At 61.7% G+C, this 16,652-nt stretch carries 13 protein-coding genes and 1 tRNA gene; 10 read left to right on the top strand and 4 right to left on the bottom strand.

Translation table 11 applies throughout. From position 1 onward, the window contains the following. Positions 1-64: 64 nt before the first annotated feature. Both madL and madM read left to right on the top strand, forming a co-directional pair. A complete protein-coding gene (madL, locus tag ACSSNI_RS11135) occupies positions 65-463 on the top strand; it encodes a malonate transporter subunit MadL (RefSeq protein WP_159969501.1) in 399 nt (132 codons plus the stop codon). Between the two features lie 3 nt (positions 464-466). Then, positions 467-1,231, top strand: coding sequence for a malonate transporter subunit MadM (gene madM, locus ACSSNI_RS11140; protein WP_148925683.1), 765 nt, complete (start codon positions 467-469; stop codon positions 1,229-1,231). Positions 1,232-1,329: 98 nt separating this feature from the next. Here the strand turns inward: madM and ACSSNI_RS11145 are convergent, their stop codons facing one another. Continuing rightward, positions 1,330-2,250: a LysR family transcriptional regulator gene (locus ACSSNI_RS11145; protein WP_200640175.1), complete on the bottom strand. Its 921-nt coding sequence runs from the start codon at positions 2,248-2,250 to the stop codon at positions 1,330-1,332. 342 nt (positions 2,251-2,592) lie between these two features. On the opposite strand from ACSSNI_RS11145, the gene ACSSNI_RS11150 reads away from it, so the two are divergent. Beyond that, positions 2,593-2,787: a hypothetical protein gene (locus ACSSNI_RS11150; protein WP_200640174.1), complete on the top strand. Its 195-nt coding sequence runs from the start codon at positions 2,593-2,595 to the stop codon at positions 2,785-2,787. Between the two features lie 173 nt (positions 2,788-2,960). On the opposite strand, the gene ACSSNI_RS11155 is transcribed toward ACSSNI_RS11150, so the two are convergent. Beyond that, positions 2,961-3,329: a PH domain-containing protein gene (locus ACSSNI_RS11155; RefSeq protein ID WP_102837622.1), complete on the bottom strand. Its 369-nt coding sequence runs from the start codon at positions 3,327-3,329 to the stop codon at positions 2,961-2,963. A gap of 138 nt (positions 3,330-3,467) precedes the next feature. Between ACSSNI_RS11155 and ACSSNI_RS11160 the strand changes: the two genes are divergently transcribed. Both ACSSNI_RS11160 and ACSSNI_RS11165 read left to right on the top strand, forming a co-directional pair. Then, entirely contained in the window at positions 3,468-5,588 is a 2,121-nt protein-coding gene (locus ACSSNI_RS11160; RefSeq protein ID WP_200640173.1) for a TonB-dependent siderophore receptor, read from the top strand. 56 nt (positions 5,589-5,644) lie between these two features. Continuing rightward, positions 5,645-6,370: a DUF4198 domain-containing protein gene (locus ACSSNI_RS11165; RefSeq protein WP_200640172.1), complete on the top strand. Its 726-nt coding sequence runs from the start codon at positions 5,645-5,647 to the stop codon at positions 6,368-6,370. A 289-nt stretch (positions 6,371-6,659) separates the two neighbouring features. On the opposite strand, the gene ACSSNI_RS11170 is transcribed toward ACSSNI_RS11165, so the two are convergent. After that, a complete protein-coding gene (locus ACSSNI_RS11170; protein WP_200640171.1) occupies positions 6,660-8,645 on the bottom strand; it encodes an alkyl/aryl-sulfatase in 1,986 nt (661 codons plus the stop codon). A gap of 116 nt (positions 8,646-8,761) precedes the next feature. Here ACSSNI_RS11170 and ACSSNI_RS11175 point away from each other — a divergent pair, with 116 nt between their 5' ends. Next, positions 8,762-9,646 (top strand): LysR family transcriptional regulator, encoded by an 885-nt coding sequence (locus tag ACSSNI_RS11175; protein WP_448259298.1) that lies wholly within the window; start codon positions 8,762-8,764, stop codon positions 9,644-9,646. Between the two features lie 182 nt (positions 9,647-9,828). Here ACSSNI_RS11175 and ACSSNI_RS11180 read toward each other — a convergent pair. Next, a tRNA-Arg gene (locus ACSSNI_RS11180) sits at positions 9,829-9,905 on the bottom strand. A gap of 323 nt (positions 9,906-10,228) precedes the next feature. Here ACSSNI_RS11180 and gabD point away from each other — a divergent pair. The 4 genes from gabD (at position 10,229) to ACSSNI_RS11200 (ending at position 16,613) form a co-directional block, all read left to right on the top strand. Continuing rightward, positions 10,229-11,677, top strand: a complete 1,449-nt coding sequence (gene gabD / locus ACSSNI_RS11185) for an NADP-dependent succinate-semialdehyde dehydrogenase (RefSeq protein WP_159969504.1) — start codon at positions 10,229-10,231, stop codon at positions 11,675-11,677. Positions 11,678-12,112: 435 nt separating this feature from the next. Further along, positions 12,113-14,218, top strand: coding sequence for a 3-hydroxyacyl-CoA dehydrogenase NAD-binding domain-containing protein (locus tag ACSSNI_RS11190; RefSeq protein WP_448259301.1), 2,106 nt, complete (start codon positions 12,113-12,115; stop codon positions 14,216-14,218). A gap of 43 nt (positions 14,219-14,261) precedes the next feature. Further along, a complete protein-coding gene (locus ACSSNI_RS11195; RefSeq protein WP_448259303.1) occupies positions 14,262-15,458 on the top strand; it encodes an acyl-CoA dehydrogenase family protein in 1,197 nt (398 codons plus the stop codon). Positions 15,459-15,470: 12 nt separating this feature from the next. After that, entirely contained in the window at positions 15,471-16,613 is a 1,143-nt protein-coding gene (locus ACSSNI_RS11200) for an acyl-CoA dehydrogenase family protein (RefSeq protein WP_448259305.1), read from the top strand. Positions 16,614-16,652: the final 39 nt, after the last annotated feature.

Here is a 16,652-nt window from a genome sequence, read left to right on the forward strand (position 1 = left end):
CGACAACACACGCGCATTGGAACCGGCACCGCCGGGCTGAGCGCAACCCAAAAGGACAATAACAATGATTATTTTCGGTGTGGCCTTCCTGGCCTTGTGCACGCTGACGGGCATCTTCGTCGGTGAATTGCTCGGCAAGCTCATCGGCGTCCCAGCCAACGTCGGCGGCGTCGGCATCGCCATGGTGCTGCTGATCCTGCTTGGCAGCTATCTCAAGACGCGCGGCCTGTTCACGATGGATTCGGAGCAGGGCATCAAATTCTGGAGCGCCGTGTATATCCCGATCGTGGTGGCCATGGCTGCGCAGCAGAACGTCTATGGCGCGCTGAGCGGCGGCCCGATGGCGATTCTCGCCGGCATCGCGGCGGTCGCTATCGCCTTTGCCCTGGTGCCTGTACTCGACCGGATCGGACGAAAAAAGCTTGAAGCCGATGAAGCCAAACCACTGACCAACGAGGGCTGAGCCATGTACGAATCTCTACTCAAGGTCGTCTCCGGCTACGGACTGATCAGCGGCTTCGCCATCATCGGCGCCACCATGTGGTTCTCCTACTGGCTGTCAGACAAGCTCACCAAGGGCCGTCTGCACGGTTCGGCGGTGGCCATCCTCATCGGCCTGTTGCTGTCTTATATCGGCGGTGTGGTGACTGGCGGGCAGAAGGGCCTGGTCGACATCGCCCTGTTTTCCGGCATCGGTTTGCTCGGTGGCTCCATGCTGCGCGACTTCGCCATCGTCGCCACCGGCTTTGGCGTCAGCGTCGAGGAACTCAAGCGCGCCGGGATGGTGGGCGTGCTGGCCCTGTTCGTCGGCGTGTTCTCGTCGTTTATTGCGGGCGTTTCGGTGGCCATGGCTTTCGGCTACACCGATGCGGTCAGCCTGACCACCATCGGCACGGGTGCGGTGACCTACATTGTTGGCCCGGTCACCGGCGCGGCGATTGGCGCCAGCTCCGAGGTCATGGCGCTGTCCATCGCCGCGGGCCTCGTCAAGGCGATCCTGGTGATGATCGCGACGCCGTTCTTCGCTCCGATGATCGGGTTGAACAATCCGCGCGCGGCGGTGATCTTCGGCGGGCTGATCGGTACTTCCAGCGGTGTAGCCGGCGGCTTGGCGGCGACCGATGCCAAGCTGGTGCCTTACGGCTGCCTTACAGCTGCGTTCTATACCGCGCTGGGCTGTCTGCTTGGCCCGTCACTGTTGTTCTTCATCATGCGCGGGCTGCTGGGTTGAGGGCTCTCAAGGTGGAAAAGGCGATGCCGTTTTCCACCCTAGGGCTCCACATTGCCTGCCGTAGAATCTTCAAGCGACAGGTGATGGTTCCGTAGGTCTCAACTGGGATGCTTGAGGCTGTACATGCGGCATTCGGCCAGGAGCGCGAGCAGGTTGGGATCGCGCTCCTTGGCCTTCAGAAACACCACCCCGATATGCTGCTGCAGGTGATAACGCGCCTGCAGCGGCACCAGTTTGACCCGCGACTCGTAGACCATCCCCACCCGACCCGGCAGCAGCGCATACCCCACGCCTGAATTGACCATGCTCAGCAGGGTGAAGATGTCATTAACCTGCATCGCGACCTTGGGTTCGAAACCGGCCTGCTGGAACACCCGATTGCCGTCCTGGTGTGTCGCAAAGCCTTGCGTCAGGGTAATGAAAGTGGCGTCGCGCAGGTCGCTCAGGTCGACTTCCGCCTGTTGCGCGAACGGGGAATCCGCCGGCGCGGCGAGAAAGATGTCATCGGCGAACAGCGGCAGCTGCGCGCAATCCTGGTCATGGCTGACGCTTTCGTTCAGCGACACCAGGATGGCGTCCAGCTCCATGTTTTTCAGCTTGTAGAACAGGTCGATATTGGAGCCGAGAATGAGGTCGATGTTGAGTTCGCTGCGGCGCAGCTTCAGGCCCATGATCAGCTGCGGCACGGTTTTAACCGTCAGCGAATAGAGCGCCCCGAGCTTGAACCGCTCGGCCGAGAACCCTGCCGCTTCGCGGGTCTGGCGGACGGTTTCAAGCACGTCCTGCACCAGCTTCTGCGCCTTTTCTTCCAGCACATAAGCGCTTTCCAGCGGAATCAGATTGCGTCCCTCGTGCTTGAACAGCGGGCAGCGCAGCGCACTTTCGAGCGAATGGATCGCACGGTGCACGCTGACATTGCTGGTATTCAGCTCGGCGGCCGCCTTGCTCAGATTGCCGCTGCGCATGAAGGCCAGAAACACCTCCAGCTTTTTCAGCGTGAGTTCTTCATCGATCTGCATGGCGCTTGCTCAAGGACGGGTGGTCAAGTATGCCCAAAGGCCGGATTGTGCATTCACCGTTGGCGAACGTTGGCGGCTGTGTGCTCGAACATGAGCTCGTCTACATTCTGTGACCCGCAACACAGAAACGCGAACTTGCACATCGCAAGGGTACAGTAGGGTAATCGTGCATCTTGCAATACTTAAAGTTTGCACGGTTAAAGTTAAATTACTGATTTAAAACAACAAAATCTGTTTCATGTGTTGGCACGCAGGATGCTGCAGCTCCGTATCGCCAACAGGCGTAGCGCAACAATTCGAACGCACGGCCGAGTGGGCGCACCGGCCTAGGATATGGAAAGCATGGATAACAGACTGAACGGCAAGACTGAAATATGGGCCGATGGCTATTCATTCATGGAAATGAGCGAGACGTTGTTGATTGCGTTAGGTATCCGCACAGAAGAACCTAAACCTCCCGAGCCAAATTCGCGCCGTGCCGACGTGGCGTCTTCAACGGCTAAAGAAGCCTGCCCTGGTGTGGGGATCGAACGGTAGCGACGCCCGTTTCGTTGCTGTTTCTGTAGTCGGATTCAAGCTGCTCGCTACCCTATGCTAGCGAGCGGGGGCTGCTGTTGTTTCGTTACCCTATGCACAAGCACAACGAGCCGAACCGTGCACCGCGAAGCTGCGATCAGCGCGCTGCGGTGCCTTTGTGTTTACTTAACAGTTCAGAGCACATGTTTGGATATGTACTTCGAGATTTCAACGATCGAAGTCCTGCCGGTGAACTCGAACCTGACCTTCCCCAATGACGAGAAATACACCTCCAGCTCCGAGTCGAGATCGAAGGTCCCGGACGTCTCCACCGAATAGGCGACGATGTTGTTGTAAGGCAGGGAGGTGAAATCCTTCTTGCTGCCGGTGATGCCCTGCACGTTGACGGCAATGATCCGCTTGTCCGTAAACACCACGCCGTCGCGCATGGACTTGTAGGAATCGATCACCTGTTCGTCGTCCAGTAGCAGCGAGCGGACCCGCTCTGCGTATTCATCGTTCTGCTTCAGCTTGAAGAAACCCTTGTTATCGAAATCGATCATCGCTGCGTTCCTCATCATGGATCGTTGTCGCTGCATGCTGCCCTAGCTGAACGCGGCTTGCCAGAGCGCCTGCGGCCTTGACAGTTGCAGACAGCTTCCGATCAAATGTTACGGTATAACATCTTGTCGGAAGCGGGCATGAACAGCAGTAGGGTTGCAGCAAGCATATTGGGCATTGCCGCCGCGGCAGGTTTGGGCAGCATGCCGGCGTTGGCACAAGAGACGGACAGCGCGGTTCTCGAAGAAGTGGTCGTCACGGCCGATCGTGAACAGGTCGAAGCAGAGGGCTACCGGACTCGGCGGTCAGCGAGCGCCACCAAGACGGATACGCCGCTGGAGGAGGTTCCGCAGGCGGTCAGCGTCATCCCCGCCACGGTGCTCGAGGACCTGGACAGCCCGCGTATCGAAAAAGCCCTGGACTATACAGGCGGCGTGGCTCGTCAGAACGACTTCGGCGGCTTGACCATGTACGAGTACAGCATTCGTGGGCTGACGACCTCGGAGTTCTACAAGGACGGCTTCAGCGTCAACCGCGGCTACATGAACCCGCAAGACCCATCCAACGTCGAGCGTATCGACGTGCTCAAGGGGCCGGCGTCCAGTCTGTATGGTCGCGGTGACCCGGGTGGCACCCTCAACATCGTCAGCAAGCGCCCGCAAAACGACCAGTTCGCTCGTCTTGACCTGAGCGCGGGCCGCTGGGATCGCTATCGCAGCAGCTTGGACGTCAACACGCCGCTGGATGACGAGGGCACGATGCTCTATCGCATGAATCTGGCAGTGGAGGACAACAAGAGTTTCCGTGATAACCGCGCCAGTGAACGGCAGTTCTTCGCACCGGCGTTCAGCTGGGAACTGACGCCTCAGACGCGCCTGCTGGTACAGGCCGAGGTCATCCGCAGCAGCCAGGTATTCGACCGTGGTGTGGTGGCGCCGAACGATCACCTGGGCAGCGTCTCGCGTTCCGACTTTTTCGGAGAACCTCGGGACGGTGAAATCGACAACAACAACGAAAGCCTGCAGGCCGAGCTCGAGCATGACCTCAACGCCAGCTGGACCGTCCGCCTGGCCAGTCACTACAAGCAAGGGCGCCTAAGCGGTGGCGCGACCGAGGCGAGCACCCTTGCGGCGGACGCCCGAACCCTCAATCGCGAGTACCGCTACCGCGATTACGAGTGGCAGGACAGCATCACCCAGCTGGAGCTGCGCGGCCTGGTCTACACCGGCGACATCGAGCACAACCTGCTGATCGGAACCGAATACGAGCGCTATGCCAAGACTGAAGAAGTGCTGCGTACCCGGCCCATTTCTCAGATCGATATCTACGAACCCGTTTACGGTCAACCACGCCCGCCCTTCAGCATTGGCCCGGGCGGGCGTAGCACCGATCGCCACGAGTTGATCCACTCCAGATCGCTGAATCTGCAGGATCAGATGCGTTTCAGCGAAAAACTCTTCGGCGTCATCGGCGCGCGCTACGACCATTACGAGCAACGGCTGGATAACGAAGTAGCCGGCACGCGCGTGGAGCAGACCCATGAAAAGGTCACGCCGCGCATTGGGGCGTTGTATCAGCTGACACCTCAAGTCGGCGTCTTCGCCAATGCCTCGCAGTCATTCAAGCCCAATAGCGGCGCTGATGCGTCAGGCACGGCATTCGATCCAGAGGAAGGCGTCGGCTACGAAGCGGGCTTCAAATTCGACCTGCTCGACAGCCGCGTGGGCATGACCATCGCTGCGTTTCATCTCACCAAAGAAAACGTACTCACCGTCGATCCGGTCGACTCCGCGTACCAGATCGCCGCTGGCGAAGTGCGCAGCCGCGGCGTCGACCTGCAGCTGACGGGGCAGCTGACCGACGCAATCCGTGTGATCGGCGCCTACGCCTATGTCGATGCGGAAGTCACGGAAGACAACACGCTGGGGCGCGGCAGCCGCCTGCTCAACGTGCCCGAGCACAGCGGCAGCCTGCTGGGCGTTTACGAGTTTCTTGATGGCTCCCTGCAGGGCCTGGAACTGGGCGGCGGAGTCAATTACGTCGGCGAACGCTCCGGCAACGTGGCGGACAGCGGCTTCGAATTGCCGGGCTACACCACCGTGGACCTGCTGGCGCGTTACAAGGCCACGCCGGACCTGACGCTGGGCCTGAACCTCAATAACGCGTTCGACCGCGCCTACTACGAGCGCTCGTACAGCAACGTCTGGGTGATGCCTGGCGAGCCGCGCAACCTCAGCCTGAGCCTTTCGCTGAATCTGTAACGCATAGCCGGCTCGCCCCGGGCAGGCTCAATACTCCTCGATCCAAAGGATGAAAGATGAACAAGCACCACGCGAAATACGCCATGGCTTTGGTGGCTGCGTTGATGGCCGGTCAGGCCAGTGCCCACGGTATGTGGACTGAAGAGCGTCGCGGCAACATCGAAGTGATCTACGGTCACGGCGCCGAAGACGACGCCTTCGATCCGAAGAAGATCTCCGGCGCCTGGGCGACGGATCATCATGGCAGCCGAATCCCGGTCACCGTCGAGCGGCTCGAGGACCATGCACGCCTCAAGCCGCTGGAGTCCGCGGCGGTGCTCAGCGTCGCGCTGGATAACGGCTACTGGACTCAGGCGCCGGACAAGCAATGGCTCAACGTTGGCGAAACGAAGGTCCCCGGCGCGCTGGATTCCGGGCACTACTACAAGTACAGCCTGGCGGTGCTGCATGAGGGTGCGCAACTGCCCGCGCTGGACAAGTTGAAGCTGGTCATCGTGCCGCAGCGTGATCCCTTGGTGGTTGAAGTAGGCCAGGCGCTGGAGGTGCAGGTCCTGGTCGATGGCAAACCGGCCGCCAACGTCGAGTTGATCGCCGATTACGTGAACAACCCGGACGAGGTGGCTGCGACCACCGACAAGCACGGCAAGGCGAAGATAATCGTGCGTAACCACGGCCTCAACGTCATCGCCGCCTCCACCACCGTTCCGAGCGATGATCCGGATGCGCGCGTGCGCGGCATGTTCTCGTCACTGAGTTTCGTCAGCGCCAAGCACGAGCATTGAGGACATCGTCCTCTCGCCAACCGAGACCGCGCGAACTCAGTCGTTGCGGATAACGTGGTGGTTCGTGACAGGGGCCGGGTAGCGCACGCACCCGTCAGCAAGCCTGCCCCGAAGCAGAAAGCCCCGGAGGCTTATCCGGGGCTTTTGCTTATGACAATGCCCTCAGGGGCGGGCGCGTTCATCGCCAACCCTTGTCACGACATTTTTCGGGCAACCTCTTCGGCCCTGCGCTGACGCTGACATTCACCGAATGAAACAATTATCGGTGGGCCGCCGCCAGGCGAAGCGGCTAGCGTGCCGGCACTTGGCCGCCGGCCTTCGGTTCGATCAAGGGGAAGTCGGGGTCGAAAGTTTCCATCAGGCCCAGCAGTTCGACGACCTTCTTGACGTCGCCTTCGACACGGATGTCGCCGTTCTGCAAAGCCTTCAGAAAGCTGCTTTCGCCTAGCAGGATGCTATCGAGCGTCTTGCGCGTCAGAGTCAGCGCGGCGTCCGGGCTGCTGGCCTGGCGGTCGGCGAGCCAAGTCAACGCACTGTTTTGCAGATTGAGCCGAAAGCGCTCCTCCGTATCGGTGAATATCCAGTTGATCACGATGTGCTTGTCTGCCGCCTTGGGACCGTTCAGGCGGACGCCGAGCAGGTCGAAGAACATGCCCGTGTCCAGGGAGCGAAGCAGGTCGGCCCGCAGTTCGGGATCGCTGGGCGGGGTTTCGCGTGGTGCGCGTAGATCCTGTGCGCCGGACAGGTAAACGTCACGCCAGGGGCCGGCTTCGGCTTGGTAACCCAGTTGTTCGAGCGCATCGGCCCCCAGCTGACGGGCTGCGCGGTTGTCCGGCTCGGCGAATACGGCCTGGCTCATTACCGACGCCACCCAGCGGTAATTGCCAGCGGCATAATCGGCGCGGGCTCGCTCGAGTACTGCCTCGATGCCGCCCATGTACTCGATGGTCTTGCGTGCCGCATCGACCGGGGCAGGGGAATCCAGATTGGCCGGGTTGCCGTCGTACCAGCCCAGATACCGTTGGTACACCCCGCGTACGTTGTGTCGAAGGGTGCCGTAGTAGCCTCGGGCATACCAGCGCTGGGCCAGGCTCGCAGGCAGTTGCAGCGTCTCGGCGATTTCCCCGGGGCGGTAGCCCTGGTTCATCAGGCGCACTGTTTGGTCATGTATGAACTTGTAGAGGTCGCGCTGCCCAGCGAGGAATTCTTGAGCACGCGCGCTATCCCAGACCGGCCAATGATGCTGCGCAATGATGACATCGCTGATCGGGCCGAAGCGATCCAGCGCCTCGTCGATATAGCGCGACCACTGGCTCGCATCCCGCACCTCGGCGCCCCGTAACGTATAGATGTTGTGCATCTGCTGAGAGGTGAGCTCGGCGGTATTCAGCACTCGCTGCGCTGGGAAATACATCATCATCTCGGCCGGGGCCTCGCTATCCGGGACCAGCTGGAAGTCGATGTCTACCCCGTCGATCCGGCGGACACCGCTTTCGCTGATCAGGTCGGTCGGCTGGATGAGCGTCAGAGGACCGCGCGCGAGCCCCTTGCCGAGCCCCGTGTCGATGTGGCCTTGTGGGTCTATCGGCAGGTCGGTGCCGTACATGTAGCGAGCCCGACGAGTCATGGCGTTCCCCGCGATGACGTTCTCGCTGACCGCATGCTCCATGAACCCGGTCGGCGCGTAGATATGCACCGCGCCGGCATCCACTTCAGCCTGACTGGTCACGCCCTTGACGCCACCGAAGTGGTCTACGTGGCTGTGCGTATAGATGACGGCGACCACCGGACGGTCCGTTCGGTGTTGGCGGTACAGGGCCAGCGCTGCCCGTGCTGTGGCGGGAGTGAGCAGCGGGTCGATGATGATCAGACCGGTTTTGCCCTCGACAATGGTCATGTTGGCCAGGTCGATTCCGCGTATCTGATAGATGTCGTCAGTGATGCGAAACAGGCCGTGAATGGCATTGAGCCGGGCTTGTCGCCAAAGGCTCGGATTGACGCTGGGCGGCGCCTGCTCTTCGTTCAGAAAGGCGTACGGCTTGTTGCTCCAGGCGCGCTGTCCGTTGTCATCGGTCACCTCGGCGTCTGGCAGAGTGGCAATGAAGCCGCGGTGGGCATCTTCGAAGGCTTGCTGGTCGCTGAAGTCCAGTTGGCGAGAGACGGCGGCGTTCGCTTCGCGGGTAACGTCCGTCGCGGGACCGGCATTGGCTTCGTGATGGATGACCGTCGCGAAAGAAACGACTGCCGCAATGGCACTGATAAGACGCGTCGACATGGCAGCTCCTGAGGCAATGGAGATCAGGCGATAGGCCTCGCTTTACATTGCCACTGTGGCGGTGTGCTGGTGATAATTCCAATGCAATCGTTTACTAGATTCAATGCAGGACACGCATGAACGATCTTCGCCAACTGCGCCATTTCGTGGCGCTTGTGGACCATAAGCACTTTTCCCGCGCGGCTGATGCTTTGTACTTGAGCCAGCCTGCACTCAGTCGCAGCATTCAGGCGCTGGAAGCTTCGCTTGGCTGTTCATTGTTGAACCGCCATAGCCGCGGTATCAGCCTGACGGCCCAGGGACGCTTGGTCGAGGCTCATGCCCGTCGTCTTTTGCTGGGCAGTCGCGCTCTGATCGAGGCGGTGCAGCAGATCGACAACCTCGAAGCAGGGCAGCTGCGTATTGGCGCGGGCCCATTCCCGGCGTCGCGGCTGGTGCCCGAAGCCCTCGCCAGGTTGGTCGACAGGCATCCACGGCTGGCAGTCACTGTTACCGTCGGCGATTGGCGGACGCTTCGCGATGGCTTGATCGATGAACACATCGAGCTGTTCGTGGCTGATATTCGCGAACTGGAGAGCGATCCGGCGCTGGAAACAGTGGCGCTGCCTGTCCATCCGGGCACGCTGGTCTGCCGACCGGGGCACCCGTTGCTTACCCAGCGCCATGTCAGGTTCGAAGACCTCGCGCGCTACCCGTTGGCGGGCTCCCACCTGCCGGAACCGGTGGAACAGGCGGTTCTGGGTGAAACCGGACGGGAGATGCTCAGCATCCAGTGCGACAACTTCCTGCTCTTGATGAAGATGACCGAGCAGAGCGATGCAATTTGCCTGGCGCCACGTGATGTCGTTCAGGAGGCACTCGACGAAGGACGCCTGATAAAACTCGATCCGCTCAGCGATCGATTGAGCCACCACTCCGCATACGGGCTGGTAAACAGACGCGGTCATCAACTGTCGCCGGCGGGCGACGCGTTACGCGCGGAGATTTTGCGTGGCTGGTGAGCGGCAGATTAGAGGGTCGCTCAAGGACCAGGGCGCGTAATGCATCATTCGTACACGTAGCGCATCGAGCTAGGTCGTTGTGGAGACTGGTAGGACGGCGATCTTCATAGCGGCGGGTGCCTTTTGCTGGCACCTCGAGGGCGACATGCGAGTCGTATTAACAAACCCGGATGATCCGAAGATGGCGCACCAGGCGGGATTCGAACCCACGACCCCTGCCTTCGGAGGGCAGTACTCTATCCAGCTGAGCTACTGGTGCGTTGCGGGGCGCAATCATACGCATCTCGTCTGCGATCGTCCATGGCGCTTCGGCAGCTGCTCAGCGCGGCGCGATTGTTCTGATAGCCGATCACGGCGTCATCAGGTCTGGTTATGGTGCGTTAATTTTTCCGAACAGAGTGTTGCCCGATGCAGGCCAGCAGGCCTAGCATGCGTTCGATATCTCAAACGCTTTAGCTCACGGCAGGAACGGCTGCCCCTTGCTCTGACTTACTCGAGCAGTTCCACTGCCAATCGCCTTTCCAATCGGCCAGATGGCCTCGGTCCAATACCCGGCACCCTGCCGGCTCTCAGGAGACTGCCATGCAACTCAAAGACACCAAGCTGTTCCGCCAGCAGGCTTATATCGACGGCGCCTGGCAGGACGCGGACAGCGGCCAGACCATCAAGGTCAACAACCCGGCCAGCAACGAGATCCTGGGCAGCGTGCCGAAAATGGGCGCTGCGGAAACCCGTCGCGCCATCGAAGCCGCCGAGCGTGCACTGCCCGCCTGGCGTGATCTGACCGCCAAGGAGCGCTCGCAAAAGCTACGCCGCTGGTTCGAGCTGATGATGGAGAACCAGGACGACCTGGGTCGGCTGATGACGCTGGAGCAGGGCAAGCCGCTGGCCGAGTCCAAGGGCGAGATCGCCTATGCCGCTTCCTTTATCGAGTGGTTCGCCGAAGAAGCCAAGCGCGTCTATGGCGACACTATTCCGGGCCATCAGAAAGACAAGCGCATCATCGTCATCAAGCAGCCGATTGGCGTCACGGCGGCCATTACCCCGTGGAACTTCCCGGCGGCGATGATCACCCGCAAGGCCGGCCCAGCGTTGGCGGCGGGTTGCACCATGGTGCTCAAGCCGGCGAGCCAGACGCCTTTTTCCGCGCTGGCGCTGGCTGAGTTGGCGGAGCGTGCGGGTATCCCGAAAGGTGTGTTCAGCGTCGTCACCGGTTCGGCAGGTGACATCGGCAACGAGCTGACCGCAAACCCGACGGTGCGCAAGCTCAGCTTCACCGGCTCTACCGAAGTTGGCGCGAAGCTGATGGAGCAGTGCGCCGCGGGCATCAAGAAGGTGTCGCTGGAGCTGGGCGGCAACGCGCCCTTCCTGGTATTCGATGACGCGGACCTCGACGAAGCAGTCAAAGGCGCCATGCAGTCCAAGTACCGCAACGCCGGCCAGACCTGCGTCTGCGTCAACCGCATCTATGTACAGAACGGCGTGTACGACGAGTTCGCGAAGAAATTCCAGGCTGCGGTCGAAAAACTGAAGGTTGGTAACGGACTCGACGAAGGCACCGACATCGGCCCGCTGATCGACGACCGCGCGGCGGCCAAGGTCAAAGAGCACATCGAGGACGCCGTCGCCAATGGTGCACAGGTACTCACCGGCGGTAAGGCGCACCAGATGGGCGGCAGCTATTTCGAGCCAACGCTGATGGTAAACGTGCCGCACAACGCCAAGGTGGCGAAAGAGGAAACCTTCGGGCCGCTGGCGCCGTTGTTCCGTTTCGAAGACGAGGCCGAGGGTATCGCCCTGGCCAACGACACCGAGTTCGGGCTGGCGGCCTATTTCTACGCCCGCGATCTGGGTCGGGTTTTCCGTGTGGCCGAAGCCATCGAGTCTGGGATGATCGGCATCAACACCGGGATGATCTCGACTGAAGTGGCACCCTTCGGCGGCGTGAAGTCGTCCGGTCTGGGCCGTGAGGGTTCGAAATACGGCATGGATGACTATCTGGAAATCAAATACCTCTGCCTGGGGCTGTAACGCCTCAGTTCAGCCGCCTGGGGTGGATGCATTCACCCCAGGGTTGCGGGTGCCGCGGCTGATTGCTGGCTGTTACCTCTTATACCCTCCCGGGATCGGGTGCCCAGCAGCCTGGAGCGACCGGTCGTCAGGAAGTACCGAGTGCATCGCGCAAGCGATTCGTCGCGGCGACGCTCATTTACCGCTCTCTGTTCCCTGCCACCTCAATGGTGAGCCGCTTCCCACCTCCCATTCCATCTCGTTGCATTTTCTCCAATGGGCGTCGCCCCAGATCTCACTTATGTTTCGAGCGCTGTCGCGGTTATGGCGGTTGCCAGTCGAAGCGAATATTGACAGTCTCTCGACATGCGGAAATGACTCGACTATTCTGCTGTGCGAAACATGATTCCGTGAAATAACAACTCCAATCATTCATTTCACAAGCGGAGGCCAGCCATGACGGACGCCGTACGGCTCGAACTTCAGGGCGAGATCGCTCTGATCACGGTCAACAATCCACCGGTCAACGCCCTCGGGCAAGTGGTCCGTGAAGGCTTGCTGAACGCCTTTCAGCACGCCGAAGCGGACCCGCAGGTCCGAGCTGTGGCGCTGGTCTGCGACGGCAATACCTTTATTGCCGGTGCTGACATCAAGGAATTCGGCAAGCCGCCGCAGGCGCCGAGCCTACCGGAGGTGATCGAGGTCATCGAAGGTTGCAGCAAGCCAAGCGTTGCGGTCATTCATGGCACCGCGCTTGGTGGTGGGCTTGAAGTCGCGCTGGGCTGCCATTACCGCATCGCCCGCAAAGACGCCAAGGTGGGCCTTCCGGAAGTGAAGCTGGGTTTGTTGCCCGGCGCCGGCGGCACTCAGCGCTTGCCGCGTCTGGCCGGCGTCGAGAAGGCGCTGGACATGATTGTCAGCGGCACGCCGATCAGCGCCGCCGAGGCGGTCGAGCACAATATCGTCGATGAGATTTTCGAGGGTGAGCTGGTAGGAGCCGGCCTTGCCTACGCCCGTCGTATGGTCGAGGAAGGCCGCACACCACGCCGTACCGGCGAGCAGACTCAAGGCCTTGAGGGCGCTGATAACGATGCCCTGATTCGCGCCAAGCACGCTGAAGTCGCCAAGCGCATGCCTGGGCTGTTCTCGCCACTGCGTTGCATCGCGGCGGTCGAGGCGGCCACCAAGCTGCCACTGGCCGAAGGCCTCAAGCGCGAGCGGGAGCTGTTCGCCGAGTGCCTGAATTCGCCACAGCGGGGTGCCTTGGTTCATTCATTCTTCGCCGAGCGCCAGGCGGGTAAGATCAATGACCTGCCGTCCGATGTGAAGCCGCGGCCGATCAGCTCCGCCGCAGTAATTGGCGGCGGCACCATGGGGGTTGGCATCGCCCTGAGCTTCGCCAATGCCGGTGTGCCGGTGAAGCTGCTGGAGATCAATGAAGACGCTCTGCAGCGAGGCTTGCAGCGCGCCCGCGATACCTACGCGGCGAGCGTCAAGCGTGGCAGCCTGACCGAGGAGGCGATGGAGCAGCGTCTCAAGCTGGTTGAAGGCGTCACCGAGTACGCCGCGCTGGCCGATGCCGACGTGGTGGTCGAGGCCGTGTTCGAAGAGATGGGCGTCAAGCAGCAGGTGTTCGAACAGCTGGACGCGGTGTGCAAGCCCGGTGCGATTCTCGCTTCGAACACCTCATCTCTGGATTTGGACGCCATTGCTGCCTTCACCAATCGCCCGGAGGACGTGGTTGGCCTGCACTTCTTCAGCCCGGCCAACGTTATGCGCCTGCTCGAAGTGGTGCGCGGCGAGAAGACCAGCAATGAGGTGCTCGCCACCGCCATGGCCATCGGCAAGAAGCTGAAAAAGGTCTCGGTGGTGGTCGGTGTCTGCGATGGTTTCGTCGGCAACCGCATGGTCTTCCAGTACGGCCGCGAGGCGGAGTTCCTGCTCGAGGAGGGCGCTACGCCGCAACAGGTCGATGGCGCGCTACGCAATTTCGGCATGGCCATGGGTCCATTCACCATGCGCGACCTGTCCGGCCTCGACATCGGCCAGGCGATCCGCAAGCGCCAGCGCGCGACGCTGCCGGCGCACCTGGATTTCCCCACCGTCTCCGACAAGCTCTGCGCTGCCGGCATGCTCGGGCAGAAGACCGGCGCCGGCTACTACCGCTACGAGCCGGGCAACCGCACGCCGCTGGAGAATCCCGAGCTGGCGCCTATGCTCGAAGCAGCTTCGCGGGAAAAGGGCATCGAGCGCCGCGAGCTGGATGAGCAATACATCATCGAGCGGACCATTTATGCGCTGGTCAACGAGGGCGCGAAGATCCTCGAAGAAGGCATCGCGCAGCGCTCCAGCGACATCGACATCATCTACCTGAACGGCTACGGCTTCCCGGCCTTCCGTGGTGGCCCGATGTTCTATGCCGACAGCGTCGGCTTGGACAAGGTGCTGGCACGGGTCAAGGAACTGCACGCACGTTGTGGCGACTGGTGGAAGCCAGCGCCGCTGCTGGAAAAACTGGCCGCCGAAGGCCGCACCTTTACCGAATGGCAGGCCGGACAATGAGCGCCGCCCGCCTGCAATCCGAACGCACCATGAGGACCTTCCCATGAACGTGAACTATACGGCCGAAGAGCTCGCCTTCCGCGATGAAGTGCGCGCCTTCCTGACAAACGAGCTGCCGGCGGACATCGCCGCCAAGGTCAAGCTCGGCAAGCATATGTCCAAAGAAGACCACGAGCGCTGGCAGCAGATTCTGGTCAAGCGCGGCTGGTACGCGCCGGGCTGGCCCGTTGAGCTGGGTGGCACCACCTGGGGCCCGGTCGAGAAGCATATCTTCGACGAGGAGTGCGCCCAGTTCGGCGCGCCGCGCACCGTACCCTTCGGCGTCAACATGGTCGCCCCGGTGATCATCAAGTTCGGCAGCCAGCAGCAGAAGGATCATTACCTGCCGCGCATCCTCTCGGGTGAAGACTGGTGGTGCCAGGGCTATTCGGAGCCGGGTGCCGGCTCCGATCTGGCGAGCCTGAAGACCCGCGCCGTGCGCGACGGCGATCACTATGTGGTCAACGGCCAGAAGACCTGGACCACCCTCGGCCAGCACGCCAACATGATCTTCTGCCTGGTGCGCACCGATCCCGAAGCCCAGCAGCAGCGCGGCATCAGCTTCCTGCTGATCGACATGAGCACGCCGGGCATCAGCGTGCGGCCGATCATCACCCTCGACGGCGACCACGAGGTCAATGAAGTCTTCTTCGACAACGTCCGCGTGCCGGTGGAAAACCTCGTCGGTGAGGAAAACCAGGGCTGGACCTGCGCCAAGTACCTGCTGACCCACGAGCGCACCGGCCTGGCCGGCATTGGCGCCTCGAAGGCAGCACTGGCACACCTCAAACGCATCGCCATGAAGGAAGTCTGCGACGGCAAGCCGATGCTCGAAGACCCGCTGTTCCGCGCCCAGGTCGCGGAAGTGGAGATGCAGCTGATGGCCATCGAGATGAGCACCCTGCGCATTCTCGCCGCGGCGAAGGAGGGCGGCGTGCCCGGCGCGGAATCTTCGATCCTCAAGGTCAAGGGCACCGAGATCCGCCAGGCCATCACCAGCCTGCTTCGCAAGGTCATCGGGCCTTACGCGCTGCCATTCCTCGAGGAAGAGCTGAAGCTGGACTACGACGGCGAGCTCTTGCACGCCGACTACAGCGCCTCGCTGGCCGGTGACTACTTCAACATGCGCAAGCTGTCGATTTTTGGCGGCTCCAACGAAATCCAGAAGAACATCGTCTCGAAGATGATTCTCGAGCTGTAAGGGGGCACCGCAATGGACTTCAAACTGACTGAAGAGCAGCAAATGCTGCAAGACACCGCGGCGCGCCTGGTGCGCGACGCCTATCCGTTCGAGCAGCGCGAGAAATTCAGCGAGTCGGAACTGGGCTTTTCCGCCGAGTTCTGGGCGCAGCTGGGCGAGCTGGGCCTCACTGCCGTGCCGTTTGCCGAGGAGATCGGCGGCTTTGGCGGCGGCGGCGTGGAAACCATGCTGGTGATGACCGAGCTGGGTCGCGGGCTGACCCTGGAGCCCTACCTGCAATCGGTGATCTTCGGTGGCGGGCTGTTGAATCAGCTGGGCAGTGACGCGCAGAAGGATGATCTGCTGCCGCAGGTGGCGGCCGGTTCACTGCAGTTGGCGGTGGCGCTGGACGAGCCGCAGAGCCACTACAACCTCAACGACGTGCAGACCAAGGCCGAGTCGGTCGACGGCGGTTATCGCCTGTCCGGGCGCAAGGCCGTGGTCATCGGCGGCCACAGCGCCGGTAAGATCATCGTCTCAGCGCGCACGGCAGGCGATAGCCGTGATGAGGCGGGCATCAGCCTGTTCTTGATCGACCCGAACGCTCAGGGCGTTAGCCGTCGCGTGTACCCGACCATCGACGGGCGCAAGGGCTGCGAGCTGTTCCTCGACAACGTGCAGGTCGGCGCCAACGCGCTGCTCGGCGAAGTCGGCAATGCGCTCCCGGCGCTGCGTTACCAGCAGGGCCGCGCCATCGCCGCGCAGTGCGCTGACGCGCTGGGCAGCATGGACGAAGCCTGCAAGCTGACCCTCGACTACCTGAAAACGCGCAAGCAGTTCGGTGTGCCGATCGGCAAGTTCCAGGTCCTGCAGCACCGCATGGTAGATATGCAGACCGAGCTGGAACAGGCCACCAGCATGGCGATCCTCGCCGCCACCTTTGCCGATGGCGAAGACAACGACGACCGCCGCCGCATCATCGCCGCCGCCAAATACATCTGCGCCCGCGCCGCACGCAAGGTGGCCGAAGAGGCGATCCAGCTGCACGGCGGCATCGGCATGACCTGGGAATACAACCTCGCCCACCACGCCAAGCGCCTGGTGATGATCGCCCACCAGTTCGGTGACGATGACCATCATCTGAAGGCTTACGCCAAGCTGATGCAGGTGGCGTAACCGGCTGACCGCGTGACAGCAGAACCCGCTCTCAAGAGC

It is taken from the genome of Stutzerimonas tianxiuensis (genome assembly GCF_053470365.1).

What these genes read in the sequence shown, in the direction of transcription:
- madL (WP_159969501.1), top strand. Translation starts at nt 65, where the DNA reads ATGATTATTTTCGGTGTGGCCTTCCTGGCCTTGTGCACGCTGACGGGC.
- madM (WP_148925683.1), top strand. Translation starts at nt 467, where the DNA reads ATGTACGAATCTCTACTCAAGGTCGTCTCCGGCTACGGACTGATCAGC.
- ACSSNI_RS11145 (WP_200640175.1), bottom strand. Translation starts at nt 2,250, where the DNA reads ATGCAGATCGATGAAGAACTCACGCTGAAAAAGCTGGAGGTGTTTCTG.
- ACSSNI_RS11150 (WP_200640174.1), top strand. Translation starts at nt 2,593, where the DNA reads ATGGATAACAGACTGAACGGCAAGACTGAAATATGGGCCGATGGCTAT.
- ACSSNI_RS11155 (WP_102837622.1), bottom strand. Translation starts at nt 3,329, where the DNA reads ATGATCGATTTCGATAACAAGGGTTTCTTCAAGCTGAAGCAGAACGAT.
- ACSSNI_RS11160 (WP_200640173.1), top strand. Translation starts at nt 3,468, where the DNA reads ATGAACAGCAGTAGGGTTGCAGCAAGCATATTGGGCATTGCCGCCGCG.
- ACSSNI_RS11165 (WP_200640172.1), top strand. Translation starts at nt 5,645, where the DNA reads ATGAACAAGCACCACGCGAAATACGCCATGGCTTTGGTGGCTGCGTTG.
- ACSSNI_RS11170 (WP_200640171.1), bottom strand. Translation starts at nt 8,645, where the DNA reads ATGTCGACGCGTCTTATCAGTGCCATTGCGGCAGTCGTTTCTTTCGCG.
- ACSSNI_RS11175 (WP_448259298.1), top strand. Translation starts at nt 8,762, where the DNA reads ATGAACGATCTTCGCCAACTGCGCCATTTCGTGGCGCTTGTGGACCAT.
- gabD (WP_159969504.1), top strand. Translation starts at nt 10,229, where the DNA reads ATGCAACTCAAAGACACCAAGCTGTTCCGCCAGCAGGCTTATATCGAC.
- ACSSNI_RS11190 (WP_448259301.1), top strand. Translation starts at nt 12,113, where the DNA reads ATGACGGACGCCGTACGGCTCGAACTTCAGGGCGAGATCGCTCTGATC.
- ACSSNI_RS11195 (WP_448259303.1), top strand. Translation starts at nt 14,262, where the DNA reads ATGAACGTGAACTATACGGCCGAAGAGCTCGCCTTCCGCGATGAAGTG.
- ACSSNI_RS11200 (WP_448259305.1), top strand. Translation starts at nt 15,471, where the DNA reads ATGGACTTCAAACTGACTGAAGAGCAGCAAATGCTGCAAGACACCGCG.